The sequence below is a fragment of the Fructilactobacillus sp. X2R5C2 genome, assembly GCF_059901375.1.
Genome location: NZ_JBWXUX010000001.1, coordinates 215,290 through 232,181 on the forward strand (window position 1 = coordinate 215,290; position 16,892 = coordinate 232,181).

Below are 16,892 nucleotides of genomic sequence, written 5' to 3' on the forward strand. Positions count from 1 at the left end.
GGACCTTGCGAAAATAATTTTGCTATGCAATAATCGCTAACAGCAACAAATAAAAAAGACCTGTGAGTCTTAATTTGGAGGAAATTATGGATAATAATATAACCAATGATACTGAGCACAGCCACGCAATGAGCAAGAACCAAAAACTAGTTTTACTATCATCTAGTTCTGGATTTGGTCTTGAAAACATGGATGTGCTCTTTCTATCTTTCACGATGAGTTCGATGATTGCTTCGCTCCACATTTCAGCCGGAGCTGCCGGTCTGATTGGAACCATTACTAACTGGGGAATGTTACTTGGTGGAGTCATCTTTGGCTTTCTGGGCGATCGATTTGGCAGGGTCAAAACGTTTACATACACCATCTTCATCTTTGCGTTTGCGACGGCTTTAATGGGATTTGCCAACAACATCCATCTCATTTACTTTTTGAGACTACTGACCGGAATCGGAGCAGGCGGTGAATACGGGCTGGGAATTACGCTCCTTGCGGAAGCCTTTCCCAAGAATAAGTTAGGTAAAATGTCGTCGATTGCCTCGGTTGGCGGTCAAGTCGGTGCACTGCTTGCGGCCGTCTTAGCTGCTTTTATTATTCCCCACTTGGGTTGGCACGCACTCTACCTATTTGGATTAATTCCCATTGTCTTAATCTTCTTCGTTCGCCGACACCTTTCGGAATCCAATGAATTTCTGAAGTCCAAGCAGGAACAAACCATTTCTACCACAGAAGCCATTCGAAAATACATGTTTTCTGACTTTCAAACATCTTATCAAAGTATCGGTTTAATGATCATGACCACCGTCCAAATCGCTGGTTATTTCGGCCTTATGAACTGGTTACCCACCATCGTTCAAAAGCAAAGTGGATTGAACGTTGCCGGATCATCACTTTGGATGATTTCCACCATTATCGGAATGAGTGTGGGAATGATGACCTTTGGTTCCATCTTGGATCGCATTGGTCCTAGACTTTCATTTGGCATCTTTTTAATTGCCTCGTCAATCATGGTCTATCTCCTAGTACTCGCTCACACTACGATTGCCCTCCTAGTAATTGGAGCGATCGTCGGTTTCTTCTCCAATGGGATGTATGGCGGATATGGTGCAGTTGTCAGTCAACTCTACCCCACCGAGGTTAGAAGTAGTGCTAACAACATTATTGTTGGTGTCGGTCGAGCGGTTGGCGGAATGTCATCGGTGATCATTGGGATTTTAATGGACCAGTATAACCTGATGGTTGTAATGATTTTCCTTTCCGTTCTATATTTAATTAGCTTTGTGACAATGTTAAGCATTCCTGGCATCAAAAAATTAAGTAAAAAGGCGAAATTAAGTGCAAATAGCTAACACTTTTTGTTAAAAAGAATTAAAATAGAAGTGAATAAATGAAAAGGGGATATATAACATGGCTGATGATTTTGAAACACCACGTGTATTAGACGAAAAGATGTCAGAAGTATTTGATTGGAGCGATGACTCAATTCCTGTCCGTGATGCCTTATGGGACCACTACATGGAAGATAACAGTCATGACACCATGAAGACTGAATCCGACATGGAAAAGTACTTAGACATGAGCGATGACGACGTTAAAGCTGATGCTGAAAAGTTACTTAAGAAATAATTTTTTATTTTCCTGAGTCCATCAATTAATTGATGGATTCTTTTTTATACAAAGAAAGAGAGATGACATTTTTGTCATCTCTCTTTTTGATTATTAACCCTACCGATTTGTAACCAACTTATATCCTCGCATTGGCACCGTCTTGATCTTATCTTTTAAACCCACTTGACCAAGTTTATGTCTCAATCTGCTGATATCATCTTCAATGGCATCTTTATCAATAAAAGCACCGTTGGCCCACAGAAAAGTCATTAATTCTTTTTTTGATACTAACTTGTCTTTGTGCTCAATAAAAAGCACCATCAGCGAGGTTTCAGTAGCGGTTAATTTAATGGATTGCGTATTACTACTCAACTCACCTACCGCCGGATTTAAAGTGAATCCATCAAAGCTGAACTCATTCGTCGTACCTGCCAAATTATCATTTCCCTTCTTTTTAAAGATCCTCACAAAAAAAGAGAAGCTACCATTGCAGCTTCCCTAGAAATTATAGATTATTAATCGTTGTCGTCCAAATCATTAACAACTTTTTCGTAATCCTTCATGAATTTGTCGTAAGCGGCTGAGTCAAACTTGTCGAACTTGCCAACTTCGTGAAGGGTTCGTTTGATTTCATGAATAGCACGGTGTTCTTCCAACCAACTATGAACTTTGTGGCCCTCTTTTGATTCAGTGCCTTCTTTGTCCAAAGTCTTTTGCAACTTGTTCATGATTTCTGAAATTTTGTCCAATGCTTTTGTTTCTTTACTTTCTTCTGCCATAATAATCTCTCCCTTTATTAAGATTGACACTATTATATCCTGAAAGATTGGGCTTTCAAACCAATATGCTCAAATGCTTAAGAAAGTTATAAGAGCTCCTCTTGATTCTTGTGGCGTTGTACATACTGAAGGATATAAACCGCCAGAATAACCAGGACAGCACCTAAGACTTCAACCCAACTAATGTGAGTATGTAAGAAGATCACACTCAGGACAAAGGTCGCTACTGGCTGAATCGCATCCAGTAAACTGATGACCTCTGATGAGGTAAAACGAGAAGCGTAGATTAGTGAGGAGAAAGTAAGCAAAGTTCCGAACAGGATGATTCCGCAAACGCCAAGCACTCCGCCCATTCCTAAGTGGGGAACGTTGGTCCATACCGGGTGATTAATGTTAAAGGCCAAGCTGGCAATTAAAGTTCCCCAACCAAGAACAACGATGGGTGAATTATCGTGAGCCAATGGACGTGGCAGAACCACGTATAAAGCGGCGGTAATTCCAGAAATAATTCCCCAGAAAAATGAGTCCATTGGAATTGATAGTTGTGAAATATCACCCTTGGTAATTGATAAAAACACTCCAGCCAAGGCCAAAACGAAGACCACGATGTCCATCTTCATCGGCTTTTTATGCATAAACACAAATCCACCTAATAAGATAAACAGTGGTGATAGGTACTGCAAGATCGTAGTTGCCGCTGCGTTACCGGTCTGAATACTGACATAGAAACTTCCCATGTTAGCTGCTAGTCCAAACAAACCATACAAAACCAACCACATGATTGACTTCCACGACTTAAAGACACTAAAGATTCCCTTACCATAAATAATGGCACTAACTAGTAACAAAACAATGGCCGCACCAGTGGTACGGGCTGATAGAAACCAGGAAGCTGGAATCCCAACATTTTGTGAAACATACTGTGTAATGACACCAGCAACACCCCATGAAGTTGACGCAAACGCCGCTAAACAAATTCCCTTAACGGTGTTGCTCATCTTACCTGTTCTACTTTTCATATTATCTCCTCAAAGTTTCCAATTAATCCAAGTGTGACTCAGCTTCATCAATAACTTTTTTATCAACATAGTCATCTAAAAAACGCTCCATCGGCGTATACCGATGCCGTTTGTTAAAAGATACACTAAAATCCTGCACAATGGCAACCCTTAATCGATTTTCCGTTAAAAAAACTTGACCGATCCGATGAAAATGGCCCCTGGTATGTTTTCCAATTCGCCAAGTATGAAGTTTAAAATTGCCGTTCTCATCTTTTTTAATTACATAATTACCGGCATCATCCATTGCCAGTGGAACTCCGGTAAAACGCATTACTTTATATTTATTTGCCATGATTATCTTTGTTACAGCTTCTGTTGTTTCACGTTCCGGCGCTTGGAATCCTGCAAAATGTAAATTGCGAGAATTACCAACACCGATCCAACTACTTCCATCAAACTAATCTTAGTATGTAAGAAGAGCACACTCAAGATGAAAGTGACCACTGGCTGAACAGCATCCACCAAACTAACGTCTTCTGAGGAAGCAAAGTGCAAACTGTGAAGCAAACATGCAAATGGAATGACCGTTCCAATGATTACGATGGCTCCAATTCCAACGATGGCACCAGTAGTTAGGTGTGGAACCCCAACCCAGACTGGTTGATGAATGTTAAAGACCAAGCCCGCAATCAAAGTTCCCCAACCGAGAACCACGATGGGTGAATTTTCTTCCATTAGTGGACGAGGGATGACCACGTAACAAGCGGCGGTAATTCCAGAAACAATTCCCCAAAGTAGGGCTGGAAGTGGGATGGCTAATTGATTAATGTCACCCTTGGTAATTGCCAGAAAGACCCCTACAAGAGCTAGTAGAAAAACGATTAAATCGATCTTGTAAGGTCGCTTATGCATGAACAAAAATCCACCCAACAGGATAAATAATGGCGATAAGTACTGCAGGATCGTTGCCGAAGCAGCATTTCCATCCTGAACACTAAGGTAAAATGACATTAGGTTAGCACCTAATCCAATGATTCCATAAGCGACGATACAAATAATGGACTTCCAGTCTTTAAAGACATGAAAAATCTTGGTTCCATACATGATGGATCCGATTACTAAAAGCAAAATTCCAGAAAAAATGGTTCTTACTGACAAGAACCATGAGGCTGGAATGGCAGCATTTTGTGAGACAAACTGAAGGACCACTCCAGAAATACCCCAAAAGGTTGATGCCAGGGTTGCCCAGGCAATCCCTTTTAATACTTTACTTTTTCCGATGCTAGTCTTAGCTTCACTCATATTTTCACCCTAACTCGGTCACGACCGATTTATTTTTTTACATATTAATAAGTTAATTTTAGGCGTAAAGCGAAAGCCGGTCAATAGCCCATGTCATTTTAGATGACACAAAAAAGAGAGGTCAGTCAAAACTGATCTCTCTTTTAATTTAAAGCTTAAGCTTAGTTCTTATTTCGTTTAAAGCTAATTGGCTGATAAGTTAAACGAATGGCAGCTGGTAACAGGATTGGCAAGATAATTACTAGAATAATCAAACCAATGATGACACCAATGGCAACCTGAATCAGTGTCAAGATTCCAGATGGAATCAGTGCGGCAAAGGTACCACCTAAGATGACGGCAGCTGACAATACCACAACACCAATGTAGTTGGCAGAACTTACAATTCGTTCCGCTGGTGATCCATCCGTGGTCTCACGATACCTCATCATCAGGAAGATACTGTAATCAACACCCAACGCAATCAGCATAATAAAGGTGAAGAACGGTGTATTCCAAGTTAACATACTTTGGCCTAAGAAGGTCTCTGAGAACAAACGGGTTAACGTTAACGAAGTGAAGTACGTCAAAATCAACGTTCCTTCAATATAGAGTGGTTGCAAAATGGAACGCGTTACAAACATCAACGCAATCAGGATTCCAACCAACATGATAACGGCCGTTCTAAAGAAGTCTTGCGATGCAATGTCATGGGTATCAGACATCGTAGCTGTTTCACCACCAATGGCAACGGTAGCGTCATTTAGACTGGTTCCTTTAAGAGACTGCTTAACTTGGTTTTGCACATTCTTAACAAGGTTCATTGACTTCGCGTTGGATGGATTATCCTTCAAAACAACGGTAATGTTAGTAATCTTATCGTTTGAGGAGACGTAATTATTCAACGATTGCTTAAAGGTTTTACTCTTAAGTACCTGATTTGGAATGTAGAACGTATTAGCAGCGGCAGCTGAATCTTGAAGTCCCGTCAGGTATTCGTTGGATTGTTGCATTCCCTGATTAATCTTATTAAGACCAGCGTTAGCCTGTGTCAATTGTGACTGAATTCCTTGGAGTTGTTGCCCCATGGCTTGCGCATTGTTTCCGATATTTTGTGTGTCTGAAGCAATACCAGTTAATTCATTTTGCAAACCAGACATCGCAGATGCTTGTTGCATCTGAACTTGAGAACTAACGTTTTGAAGTCCACTAGCAACGATTTGTAACTGTTGTGGGCTCATTGGTGATCCCATGGCAGTTGCCTGTTGCTGCATCTGAGCAATTACTGCCTGACCAGAAGTTTGACCAGGAGTAGTACTTGCCCCACTAACCCCTTGAATGGTCTTCAAGTGATTTCCAATGGATTGAGCTGAAGCTCCAATCGACCTTAGTTGATCGGCATTAAAGGAACCACCGTTAGCCCCGGCCTGAATCTGACTTAATCCTGCGTTAGCTTGTTGCATCTTACTATTAAGCGTACCAAGTTGATTATTTAAGTAGAGTTGATTTACCGGTTCCCCACTTGGTTGGGTAACCGACGCAACCGTCTTAATTTCCTTGTTCTTCTTCAATTGACGAGTGATGCGGTCAATCTCCATCATCGATTTCTCGTTGTTAACTTTATGCTTAGATTGAATGTAAATGGTGGAAGGTTCAGCAGTTCCCTTGGAGAAGTGTTGCTGAACCGTGTTCAATCCCTGTTTAGAAGGCAATGAATCACTTAGTTCAACCGAATTATCGTAGTTTAAGCTACTCTTTCCGGTAAAGAAGATCAGTGGCAGCGTTAGGACTAAGACCAACGCAATCGCGATGATGGGATGAGCCACCGAATGACTTGAAAGGAAGTGCCAAATGCGACTTCCACGCTTCTTGGGGGAAAGATTCTTGGCAGGCCAGTACATGGTCTTACCAAGGAGTGCCATAAAGAATGGGTTCAATGAAAGTAGAACCAACAGGAGAACGACTACCCCAATGGCAACGGCTACTCCGGACTGGTAAATAGAGAATTTCGCCAGTCCCAGTGCAAAGAACCCGATTAAAACGGATCCCCCACTATAAAGGATGGTCTTTCCAGCTCGTTTTCTCGCGTCCACGGTGGCTTCAACCTTATCCATTCCTTGACCCAGATTATCTTTAAACCTGTCGTACAGCAGGATATTGTAATCCGTTCCAATCCCGAATAAGACCACCACCATAAAGACTTGGGTGAAGTTTGACAGTGGGAAGTTCATGTACTTAGCCAAATTCATCACAACGCTCAAGGAAACGATGAACGATACTCCCACGGTTAATAGTGAAATTAATGGGACAATTGGCGATCTGAAGACAATGATCAGGACAATCAAGATGAAGACGGCGGCAATAACCTCGGTCTGTTTAATTCCGTCAATCATCGATTGCCGCATATCATCGTTTAAAACGTCCGACCCAGTGACGTACGACTTCAGATTCGACGTTTTGGCACCCTTTTTAAGCTTGTTATTCATCGTCTCAACCGAATCCTTCTTAGAAACATTCAGTTGGACCAGCTCAGTGGTACCATCCTTTGAAATCAGCTGTTTCTTAGTCGCCGCATTTTCATTAGCGGACGTTACACCCTTGATGCCGTAGTAATCAGCATTATTTTTTAACTTTGAGACAGTGTGATTAATGTCGGCTTGTTTGCCCGCATCAATCTTTTTATCACCATTGTTGTATACCAAGACCACTTGTCTAGTATCACTAATGTGATGACCCCAGTGCTTTTGAATATTTTCTGCAACCTGGCTCTGCATGTTAGCTGGAATCTTAGTTTGTCCGTGTTCCGCAGTTATCTGTGAAATGTTAGGCAAAAATAAGACAGCGGCTAAAACAGCAATGACCCAGAATGCCGCAAAAAATATGTATTTTTTGACGAATTTATTCATCGAACTCCTCCTCAACGCTTAATATTTTAATTAACATATTAATTCATGTGTAACGCTTTCAATTATACAAAATTGATCACAAACAAGCAATACAACGAAAACAAGTCAATTAAAAAAGCACCAACTAATTAGTTAGTGCTATCATTACGATTTTCGCGGTCTAATTGCCAGGATAAAGACGGTGCTCAAGACCAAAATGCCACCGATAGTTTCGTAAAGATTGAAACTAGTGTGCAAAAACACAACCGTTCCAATGGTTGCTGAGAGTGGTTCAAACGTATCTAGTAGTCCCGCGGTGGTAGCGGATACGTATCGTAGACTGGAAGTAAAACAAAGAAATGACAGCATTGTGCCAAAAAGTACAATAAAGGCCACTCCTAAGATTCCGCCAAGCGTCAGATGAGGAACATCGACCCAGAAGGGATGGATACAGGTAAAAATTACGCCACCAACGATCATGGCCCACCCAATGATGACAAACGTGCTGAACTTTTCCTGCAGTTTAACTGGCAGCATGGTCTGAAGAGCTCCCGCGAATGCCAAACAAAGGCCAAGGGTGAACGCCTTCGGACTCATCGCTAAATGCGTTAGGTCACCCTTTGTTACCAGTAACCAGGTTCCAATTAGGGCCACAATAACGGCTACACCCTGTTGAATTGTCGGAGCTTGATGATAGACGATGACGGTTAGGATCATGATGATAACCGTTCCTAAACTCTGCATGATCGTCGAAGTGGCTGCATTACTGGCACGCGTCGTAAGTAAATAAAGGTACTGAACCGCTGAAAGTCCGAAAATGGCATAACAAAGCAGGATCATCCAGCTTCGACCCGTATGCCAAATCTTTAAAATGTGATTCTTTTGAACAAATTTTGTAAACAAAAGAATTAAGATGCCAGCAACCGACATCTTAACTCCCATAAGCCATTCCGTTGAAAAACTCTTGTCTTGAAACAAAAACTGCGAAACTGGTCCTTGAATTCCCCACATGATGGCACCAGCAATCGCTAGGATGACACCAATGTAAGTTTTACTCTTCTTCAATATTTGTGCCCCATTTATTTATCTTCATAACCATTTGGATGCTTCGTTTTCCACGTCCAAGCGGTTTTGATGATAGAGTCGATATTATCGAATTGTGGTTTCCAGCCAAGGACTTCACGAGCCTTGTCAGAATTTGCAACCAGCGTATCAGGATCACCGCCACGTCTTGGAGCAATCTCAGTTGGAATCTTCTTTCCAGTCACTTTTCGTGCTGCATCAATAATCTGTTTGTTAGAAAAGCCAGTTGAAGAACCCAGGTTAAAGATATTGCTTGGATTACCCTTTTCCAGATATTTCATGGCCAAGATATGAGCATCGGCTAAATCAAGGACATGGACGTAATCCCGGACGTTAGTTCCATCCGGAGTATCATAATCGTCCCCAAAAATCTTCATCGTATCCTGCTGACCGGCTGCCACCTTTAAAACAATGGGAATCAAATGCGTTTCTGGATGATGATCCTCACCAATTGAGCCATCTTCCTTGGCTCCAGCAGCATTGAAGTAACGTAATGCCACAAACTTAATGCCATAGGCATCGTCTACCCACTTCATGATGTGTTCCATGATTAATTTACTTTCACCATAAGGGTTAATGGGGTCTTTACGATCCTTTTCATAAATCGGGATTCGTTCTGGATTCCCGTAAGTAGCGGCAGTTGAAGAGAAGACCAGGTACTTAATGCCCGCTTTCTTCATTGATTCCAGTAACTTAATCATCCCAATTACATTATTATCAAAGTATTTTAGTGGATCTTTCATTGATTCGGGAACGAGTGAGAATGCATCCATGTGGATGACCGCATCAATCTTTTCTTTAGAAAACACGTCGTCCAAGAAATCCGAGTCACGGGTGTCCCCTTCATAAAACCTTGCCTTTGGATTAATGGCCTGACGATGTCCAGTTGACAAATTATCAACCACAACAACGTCATATCCTTCATTAATCAAGCGATCTACCATGTGAGAACCGATATATCCGGCTCCTCCGGCAACTAGTACAGCCATCTTATTTACCTCCTACTAATAAATCATCGTATTGAGTGTTTTTTTCGAAAAATTTAACGGCGAAGGAACAAACGGGTTTGATCTGGTAATGGTTTTTCTTAGCGTAATCAATCATTACCATAATTAACTTCCCAGCGAGTCCTTGCCCGCGATAGTTTGGGTTAACAAACGTTTCATTAATGGAGACCACTCCATTATCTTCAGTAAAAGTTACCTCGGCAATTAGGTTGCCATGTACATCGTTAGCGTAAAAACGTCCTGGTTCATAATCAAATTTCATTTGTCTCACCACCTTGATATCAGTATATCATAGTCACGATGGCAATATAAAGGCGCTTACATTGACGGAGTGTCAGACTTTAACTATAATCCTTTATAGAAGTTACAATTCACACTATTCGACGTGGAAAAAATTGCTTTCCAGGAGGAGAATTATGAGTTCAACAGATACTAAAAAGGAATACCTAAACTGGGTTTCCCAGGAAGATATGCCCGCAGAATTAAAAATTGATTTAGCAAAAATGCGTGATAATCCAGATCAAATCAAAGATGCTTTTGGCTCTTCACTTTCGTTTGGAACAGCTGGAATGAGGGGAACCTTAGGCGCTGGAACTAACCGAATGAACGTCTACACTGTTCGTCAAGCCACTGAAGGTTTGGCTCAGTTAATGGATACGCTTGATCCTAAGGTAAAGAATCGGGGCGTGGTAATCAGCTTTGATCCTCGTTACAATTCCCAGCTTTTTGCTCACGAAGCAGCTCGAGTATTGGGTGCTCACGGAATTAAGACGTTTGTTTTTGACGACATTCGCCCTACCCCAGAACTATCGTTTGCGGTTCGTCATTTACACACCTACGCGGGCATCATGATTACCGCCAGCCATAACCCTAAACAGTACAATGGATACAAAATTTACGGTGAAGACGGGGGTCAGATGCCACCAAAGGAATCCGATTTAATGACTACCTACGTCCGTAAGGTTGACGATTTATTCAAGATTCCCGTTTCTGAGGAAAAAGACTTGCGAAATAACGGACTGATGAGCATCGTTGGTGAAAATGTCGACGTTCCTTATCTTCAAGCCGTTCAAACCGTCAATGTTAATCATGACCTAATTAATAAGGTAGGAAAAGACCTAAAGTTTGTCTACACTCCGCTTCATGGAACTGGTAAAATCATTGCCAGACGGGCTTTATCAGACGCTGGATTCAAGAATTACGATGCCGTGGTTGAACAGACCATCGCTGATCCTGAATTTCCCACCACTCCGTTTCCTAATCCAGAGTTCCCACAGACTTTTGACCTGGCCATTCAGTTAGGTAAAAAAGAAGACGCGGACGTCCTCATCGCGACTGATCCTGACGCTGATCGTCTGGGAGCTGCGGTTAGACAGCCCGATGGCGAATACAAACTCATGACCGGAAACCAGATTGCTAGTGTCCTTCTCAATTACATTTTGCAGGCCAAAAAAGATGCTGGTGACCTTCCTAAGGATGGTGTCGTGGTCAAATCAATCGTTTCCACGGAACTGGCTACTGACATTGCCAAGAACTACGGTGTTGAAATGAAAGATGTCCTCACCGGATTTAAGTTTATTGCCGAACAAATCAAGAACTTTGAACAAAATCATGATCACACCTTCTTGTTTGGCTTTGAAGAAAGTTATGGTTACCTGATCAAACCATTCGTTCGTGATAAGGACGCCATTCAATCCACCTTGCTACTTGCTGAAGTAGCCGCATACTACAAGGAAAAGGGAATGACCTTGTACGACGGCTTACAAGAAATCTACAAGAAGTATGGATACTTTAGAGAAAAGACCATTTCCAAAGAATTTGATGGTCTTGAAGGTAAGTCCAAAATGGCAGCCATCATGAAGAACTTTAGGGATCACCCTATGACTTCATTTAATGGTGCTAAAGTTGTCAAACTGGAAGACTTCCAAACTTCAACCACTACAATGGCGGATGGATCAACCCAAAAGATTGATTTACCTCAATCAAACGTCTTAAAGTACTGGCTCGATGATGGCACATGGCTTGCCATCCGTCCTTCTGGAACTGAACCAAAAATCAAATTCTACATTGGTGTTAAAGCTGATACTGCGGAAGCTGCTGATAAGAAACTACAAAGCTACGTTAAGGCTGTCGATGACGAATTATTAAATCAATAAATTAAACCATCAAAAAACTGGACTCAAACGAGTCCAGTTTTTTTATTTTCACTTAACTAGTGGTTTATCAGCATTCACAAGGGCCACCGTGTACACCTTTTCGACTTTAAAGTCTTTAATCGCCTTCTCACTGCGCCAATACATTTGAATGGCAGCGTGTCCGGAAGTCCCCTTGTGCATATCACGTCGCATCCCGTTAATGTAGTCGGAAACATGACCGATCATTTTAATCATCTGAGCAATTAATGTAGCTAATTTGGACTTCTTAGGTGCACGCATTCTTTTTAACACCTTGATCGAATATGTACACTTTTCAATGAGATTATCGTCATTCACAAGGTCTCCAATGGCAAAGGCAAACGAATTTTCAACGGTATAACCCTCACCCCGGTAGTGAACCAGACCAGATTTGTCCCTAAAACTATTAACGACCGTTTCCAGGTATTTACCTTCATTATCAATAAACTCGATGTTATCAGCTAATTTTGTGTCTGAAAGGCTCGGCGTTTCTTTATTAGTTAAGTTATGAAACCAACCCTTTAAATTCAAATTACCAGCCCCTTTTCTCGTACTTCATTCATAAAACCCTACTTTTATTATATCATTTGCTGTAAGCGCTTACCAATAATGATCAGTTTTCACAAAATCCGTGGTTTCCGAATTCAGCCTTACATAACCAATTAACAATGATGTATTATTATCATAATAGTAAATTAAGGAGTGAAATACATGAAAATTGGATTACTCGGTGCCGGCCACATGGGCAGCGCCATCATTAAGGGTTTAGTTAATAAATATGACCCTCGTGACATTCTTGTAAAAGGACACCACGTTACCTCAGAACTGAAAGATTTATCAAAGACGTTGGGATTCACAATCGTTGATGATGATTTTCCAAGCGATTTGAACGTGCTATTTGTAACAACCCCGGCACCCATTACGGTTAGTGTCTTAAAAAACACGAAGTTGCCCGACCAAACGGTCATTGTTTCAGCTGCCCAGGGTGTAACTGAGGCAGAAATTAACAACGTTCACAAAAACAATTCGGTAGTTTGTATCGTCCCTAACATCCCGGTTGCCGTCAACGCGGGTTGCATTGCCGTTGGCGAATCAGATCATGCGAATGAAGACGACGTAAAAACTGCTTTAAAGGTGGTTGCTAGTCTTGGTACTTTAATCAAGACCAGTAACCAAAATCTGGGTATCGTTGGTACCGTTGCCGGATGTGGCCCTGCCTTTGTCGACGTCTTTATGGATGCCCTTGCTGATGCAGCCGTTCAAAATGGCCTTGATCGTGAAACCGCCTTTAAAGTTGCGGCCAGCATGGTGCAAGGTAGCGGTAAATTAGCGTTAGACACTGGCATCTCACCGGCCACCCTGAAGGATCAAGTTACTTCACCTGGTGGATCTACCATCAAGGGAGTGGTCGCTTTAGATGCAACTGGATTTAGAAACGCTGTCAACAAAGCAGTTAACGACGCCAATCAATAAAAGACGCTAATGGAGGAAATTATTTGGATTCAAAAGTAAGTTTAAAAACCAAAATCGCGATCCTCGCAACCGCGTTATTATCATTTTGTGGAATTTTACTGGAAACCTCAATGAACGTGACGTTCCCAGAACTTTCCCAAATTTTTCACATTTCATTGAATTTAGTTCAGTGGATTTCAACCGGATACTTATTAGTGGTAACGATTACGATGGCTACCACCGCTTATCTACTTAAGAGGTTCTCACTAAAGAAGATCTTCGTCTTCGCTGTCCTAGCCTTTACCGTAGGTGACGTCTTGTGTGCAATTGCACCTAACTTCTGGTTACTCTTAATCGGACGTTTAATTCAGGCCGCTGCCACCGGACTTTCTTTACCCATGATGTACCAAATCATCTTCGCTGAAGTTCCACGACCAAAGATTGGCTTCTACACTGGGATTGCCTCAATGGTAATTTCAATTGCTCCAGCCCTTGGTCCAACCTATGGTGGAACCTTATCATCCCTACTCTCATGGCGATACATCTTTATCATCGCCTTCCCAATCGTCTTAATCACGTTATTCATTGGGCTCAAGAGTATCGACCTTCAGGCTCCTGGAATTTCTAAACGATTTGATTTCATCAGTTTTGCCCTCCTGATTGTCACCCTCTTCTCATTTGTATGGGGTGCCAACCAGTTCGGCGTTAAGGGTGCAACCTTCATGAGCGGACTGATCCCAATTATCATTGGTTTAATCACCCTCGGACTGTTCATTTACCTCAATGGTCACGGTGACTCCCAACTAATGTCACTTCATCCCCTTAAAATTCCAACGGTCTCATTAAATGCCATTAACTACTTCTTGTTGATGTTCATCAACATTGGTGCTTCATTTGTCATCCCGATTTATGCGGAAACGGTCCTCCATTCGAGTGCCATGGTTGCTGGATTAATCCTGTTGCCTGGTTCCATCATTGGTGGTGTAACCTCACCATTTGCTGGTGGTGTCTACGATCGTTTTGGGGCTTTCAAACCGATCATCACTGGAATGGTCCTATTGACGATTGCCATGTTCTTGTTTAGTACGATGACCGCCATGTTTAGTACCATCATTTTAATGTTACTGTTTGCCCTTCTCCGATTTGGATTTAACTGTGCATTCTCATGTACCATTACTAACGCTCAGGAAACGGCACCTCAGTCCGATTCAGCCGATGTGAACTCTTTGTTCAACATGTTGCAACAATATGCGGGTTCAATTGGTACCAGTGTGCTAGCAACCATCTACGCCTTCAATCAGAACCAAGCACATGATGCCGCTCAGTACGTTGCCAAAACCATCATGGGTGGTCACATGGACTTCCTCTTACTATTCGTCTTAGCAGTTGCTGGTTTAATTTTAACCTTGGTCAACTGGACCATTCAAAGAAAGCACAACACTCAAAATGCATAACAATCAAGCAATTAAGAAGCTTGCTCCTAATCTCCACGAATTGACTGGCGAACAGGAACAGCTCATTGATCGAATTGAACAATTTATTAATCAGCGAATTGATCAGAAACAGCATTCGATTTTTACCATCTTTGGTGACGCTGGAACCGGGAAGAGCGTGATTTTAAGTCAACTCTTCTTCAACATTCAGCAAGCCGCACGAAGGGATGGCAAACTTCATGGCACCAAGAATTATTTTTTGGTCAACCATCCCGAAATCTTGAAAGTCTACAAACAGATTGCTGGATCAGAAAATAACGTCTTAAAGAAAAACTTTATGCGTCCAACCTCGTTTATTAACCAAATGCATAAAAAAGACGAACGTGCTGACGTGGTCATTGTTGATGAAGCTCACCTCTTACTCTCATCACCTGACCATTACAACAACTTCTACCAGGAAAATCAGTTAGAAGAGATTATCAAATCGAGCAAGGTTGTAATTGCCGTCTTTGACATGAATCAGGTCTTACGAACCAAGTGCTACTGGGATCAAAGTCGTTTAAAAAAGCTTCTTGCTCCTTACTATCACGAAAGTTACCAGCTAACCCATCAATTTCGGATGACTGCCAAGCCTGATTTGGTCCACTGGATGAACGAGTTCACCGCTGGTAAATTGTTGCCAATTCCAAAGGATACTGACGATGGTTATGATTTTCGGATCTTTGACGATGCCGAACAAATGCGACAGGAAATCGTCCGGAAAAATAACAAGGTTGGCTTATCACGAATTGTTTCAACTACTGGTTACCCCTCAACGTTAGATGGTGGTAAACATTACATCAGAGAACGTGGTGGTTTTAAGATGCCGTGGGATCAGTACAATTACACCAGTACTCCCTGGGCAGAAATTCCCCAAACCATTGATGAGGTAGGCTCCATTTACACCTGTCAGGGGTTTGACCTGAACTACGTGGGCATCATTCTGGGTCCTCCGATCTATCTTGATCCTAGCGATCATCAAATTAAGGTCGATCTAAGTAAACAAACCGACGTTGAAAGTAAGAAGCATCGTAAAGACATCACAGATCCCGAGGAGTTCAAAGAAGTACGCAAACAGATTATCCTCAATTCCGTTAACGTTTTAATGAAACGAGGCGTCTACGGAACCTTCATCTTTGCGCATGATCCAGAACTCAGGAAAGCATTAATGAAGTCATTTCAACAAATAAAAAAGTAGTAAAATTCAAAAAATAAGTTTGAAATTAAGTTCCTAAATTTATAAAAATTTGGGGACTTTTTTTCATTATCTTTTAAAAAAATTCATCTTTGTGTAACAAAATGTGTCATCAATGCTAGTAATTTCTTTTCAATGCGTATAATCTAGTCTTAACCCCAAAACACGTTTTTTGGAGTTTATGTAAGAAGGAGGACAATTTAATGGGATCAATCATTCAATTCAAAAACGTAGAAAAATACTATGACAAATTTCACGCTTTAACCAATATCAACCTTGACATTCACGAAGGTGAAAATGTCGTGCTAATCGGACCATCTGGATCCGGTAAATCAACCCTACTTAGAACCATCAATGGACTCGAAACCATTCAACAGGGACAATTAATTGTGGATGGAAAGGATCTTTCGAGTAGCAAAACTAATCTAAATAAACTTAGAACCGACGTTGGAATGGTCTTTCAACATTTCAATCTCTACAACAACAAGACCATCACAGAAAACATTACGCTAGCTCCGCGCATCGTCTTGAAGCGACCGCAATCTGAAAACGAAAAAGTCGCAAAAAAACTCCTTGAACGGGTCGATTTACCCGACCAAGGTGCGAAATACCCAGCTCAGCTCTCTGGTGGTCAGCAACAACGAATCGCCATTGCTAGATCACTAGCCATGGATCCAAAGGTGCTGTTGTTTGATGAACCCACTTCTGCCCTCGACCCCGAAATGGTTGGTAGTGTTTTAGACATCATGCAAGACATCGCTAATACCTCGGACATGACTACCCTGGTTGTAACCCATGAAATGGGCTTTGCGAAAGCCGTCGCCGATCGGGTCATTTTTATGGCTGATGGTAAGATTCTTGAGAACTCAAAGACCGACGAATTTTTCGATCACCCGAAGACCGAACGAGCTCGCAAATTCTTATCACAAGTTGAACATAAATAAAAAGTGAGGTAGAT

The 16,892-nt window shown here is 41.7% G+C and carries 17 protein-coding genes; 7 read left to right on the forward strand and 10 right to left on the reverse strand.

The genetic code is table 11. The features are described from left to right. Positions 1–86 precede the first annotated feature (86 nt). Entirely contained in the window at positions 87–1,346 is a 1,260-nt protein-coding gene (locus tag AC6UD2_RS01185; RefSeq protein WP_500697747.1) for an MFS transporter, read from the forward strand. Positions 1,347–1,404: 58 nt separating this feature from the next. Next, a complete protein-coding gene (locus tag AC6UD2_RS01190) occupies positions 1,405–1,623 on the forward strand; it encodes a P8 family protein (RefSeq protein WP_010022495.1) in 219 nt (72 codons plus the stop codon). Between the two features lie 99 nt (positions 1,624–1,722). Here AC6UD2_RS01190 and AC6UD2_RS01195 read toward each other — a convergent pair whose 3' ends face one another. The 9 genes from AC6UD2_RS01195 to AC6UD2_RS01235 all read right to left on the reverse strand — a co-directional run bounded on the left by AC6UD2_RS01195 (position 1,723) and on the right by AC6UD2_RS01235 (position 9,903). Continuing rightward, entirely contained in the window at positions 1,723–2,073 is a 351-nt protein-coding gene (locus AC6UD2_RS01195) for a winged helix-turn-helix domain-containing protein (RefSeq protein WP_500697748.1), read from the reverse strand. Positions 2,074–2,120: 47 nt separating this feature from the next. Next, a complete protein-coding gene (locus AC6UD2_RS01200) occupies positions 2,121–2,384 on the reverse strand; it encodes a hypothetical protein (RefSeq protein WP_010022492.1) in 264 nt (87 codons plus the stop codon). An 86-nt stretch (positions 2,385–2,470) separates the two neighbouring features. Next, positions 2,471–3,403, reverse strand: a complete 933-nt coding sequence (locus AC6UD2_RS01205; RefSeq protein WP_039143139.1) for a DMT family transporter — start codon at positions 3,401–3,403, stop codon at positions 2,471–2,473. 22 nt (positions 3,404–3,425) lie between these two features. After that, positions 3,426–3,737 carry a DUF7671 family protein gene (locus AC6UD2_RS01210; RefSeq protein ID WP_039143143.1) on the reverse strand — a complete coding sequence of 104 codons (312 nt, stop codon included), beginning with the start codon at positions 3,735–3,737 and terminating at the stop codon, positions 3,426–3,428. A gap of 11 nt (positions 3,738–3,748) precedes the next feature. Further along, positions 3,749–4,687, reverse strand: a complete 939-nt coding sequence (locus AC6UD2_RS01215; protein WP_500697749.1) for a DMT family transporter — start codon at positions 4,685–4,687, stop codon at positions 3,749–3,751. Positions 4,688–4,848: 161 nt separating this feature from the next. After that, positions 4,849–7,572, reverse strand: a complete 2,724-nt coding sequence (locus AC6UD2_RS01220; RefSeq protein WP_500697750.1) for an MMPL family transporter — start codon at positions 7,570–7,572, stop codon at positions 4,849–4,851. Between the two features lie 144 nt (positions 7,573–7,716). Further along, the gene (locus tag AC6UD2_RS01225) at positions 7,717–8,616 is read right to left on the reverse strand and encodes a DMT family transporter (protein ID WP_500697751.1); all 900 of its coding nucleotides are present in this window, start codon (positions 8,614–8,616) and stop codon (positions 7,717–7,719) included. Positions 8,617–8,630: 14 nt separating this feature from the next. Next, complete coding sequence (gene galE, locus AC6UD2_RS01230) at positions 8,631–9,623, reverse strand: UDP-glucose 4-epimerase GalE (protein ID WP_500697752.1); 993 nt, start codon at positions 9,621–9,623, stop codon at positions 8,631–8,633. 1 nt (position 9,624) lies between these two features. Next, on the reverse strand, positions 9,625–9,903 hold the full coding sequence (locus AC6UD2_RS01235) for a GNAT family N-acetyltransferase (RefSeq protein WP_039143157.1): 279 nt from the start codon (positions 9,901–9,903) through the stop codon (positions 9,625–9,627). A 154-nt stretch (positions 9,904–10,057) separates the two neighbouring features. Here AC6UD2_RS01235 and AC6UD2_RS01240 point away from each other — a divergent pair, with 154 nt between their 5' ends. Then, on the forward strand, positions 10,058–11,797 hold the full coding sequence (locus AC6UD2_RS01240) for a phospho-sugar mutase (protein ID WP_500697753.1): 1,740 nt from the start codon (positions 10,058–10,060) through the stop codon (positions 11,795–11,797). A gap of 48 nt (positions 11,798–11,845) precedes the next feature. On the opposite strand, the gene AC6UD2_RS01245 is transcribed toward AC6UD2_RS01240, so the two are convergent. Then, a complete protein-coding gene (locus AC6UD2_RS01245) occupies positions 11,846–12,346 on the reverse strand; it encodes a hypothetical protein (protein WP_500697754.1) in 501 nt (166 codons plus the stop codon). A 180-nt stretch (positions 12,347–12,526) separates the two neighbouring features. Between AC6UD2_RS01245 and AC6UD2_RS01250 the strand changes: the two genes are divergently transcribed. From AC6UD2_RS01250 to AC6UD2_RS01265, 4 genes are all read left to right on the forward strand, one after another. Beyond that, on the forward strand, positions 12,527–13,288 hold the full coding sequence (locus AC6UD2_RS01250; protein WP_500697755.1) for a pyrroline-5-carboxylate reductase family protein: 762 nt from the start codon (positions 12,527–12,529) through the stop codon (positions 13,286–13,288). 23 nt (positions 13,289–13,311) lie between these two features. Continuing rightward, positions 13,312–14,721, forward strand: a complete 1,410-nt coding sequence (locus tag AC6UD2_RS01255) for an MFS transporter (protein WP_500697756.1) — start codon at positions 13,312–13,314, stop codon at positions 14,719–14,721. Beyond that, positions 14,714–15,937 (forward strand): DUF2075 domain-containing protein, encoded by a 1,224-nt coding sequence (locus tag AC6UD2_RS01260; protein ID WP_500697757.1) that lies wholly within the window; start codon positions 14,714–14,716, stop codon positions 15,935–15,937. The genes AC6UD2_RS01255 and AC6UD2_RS01260 overlap by 8 nt, the downstream gene beginning before the upstream one ends. Before the next feature lie 200 nt (positions 15,938–16,137). Further along, positions 16,138–16,878 carry an amino acid ABC transporter ATP-binding protein gene (locus AC6UD2_RS01265; RefSeq protein WP_039143170.1) on the forward strand — a complete coding sequence of 247 codons (741 nt, stop codon included), beginning with the start codon at positions 16,138–16,140 and terminating at the stop codon, positions 16,876–16,878. Positions 16,879–16,892: the final 14 nt, after the last annotated feature.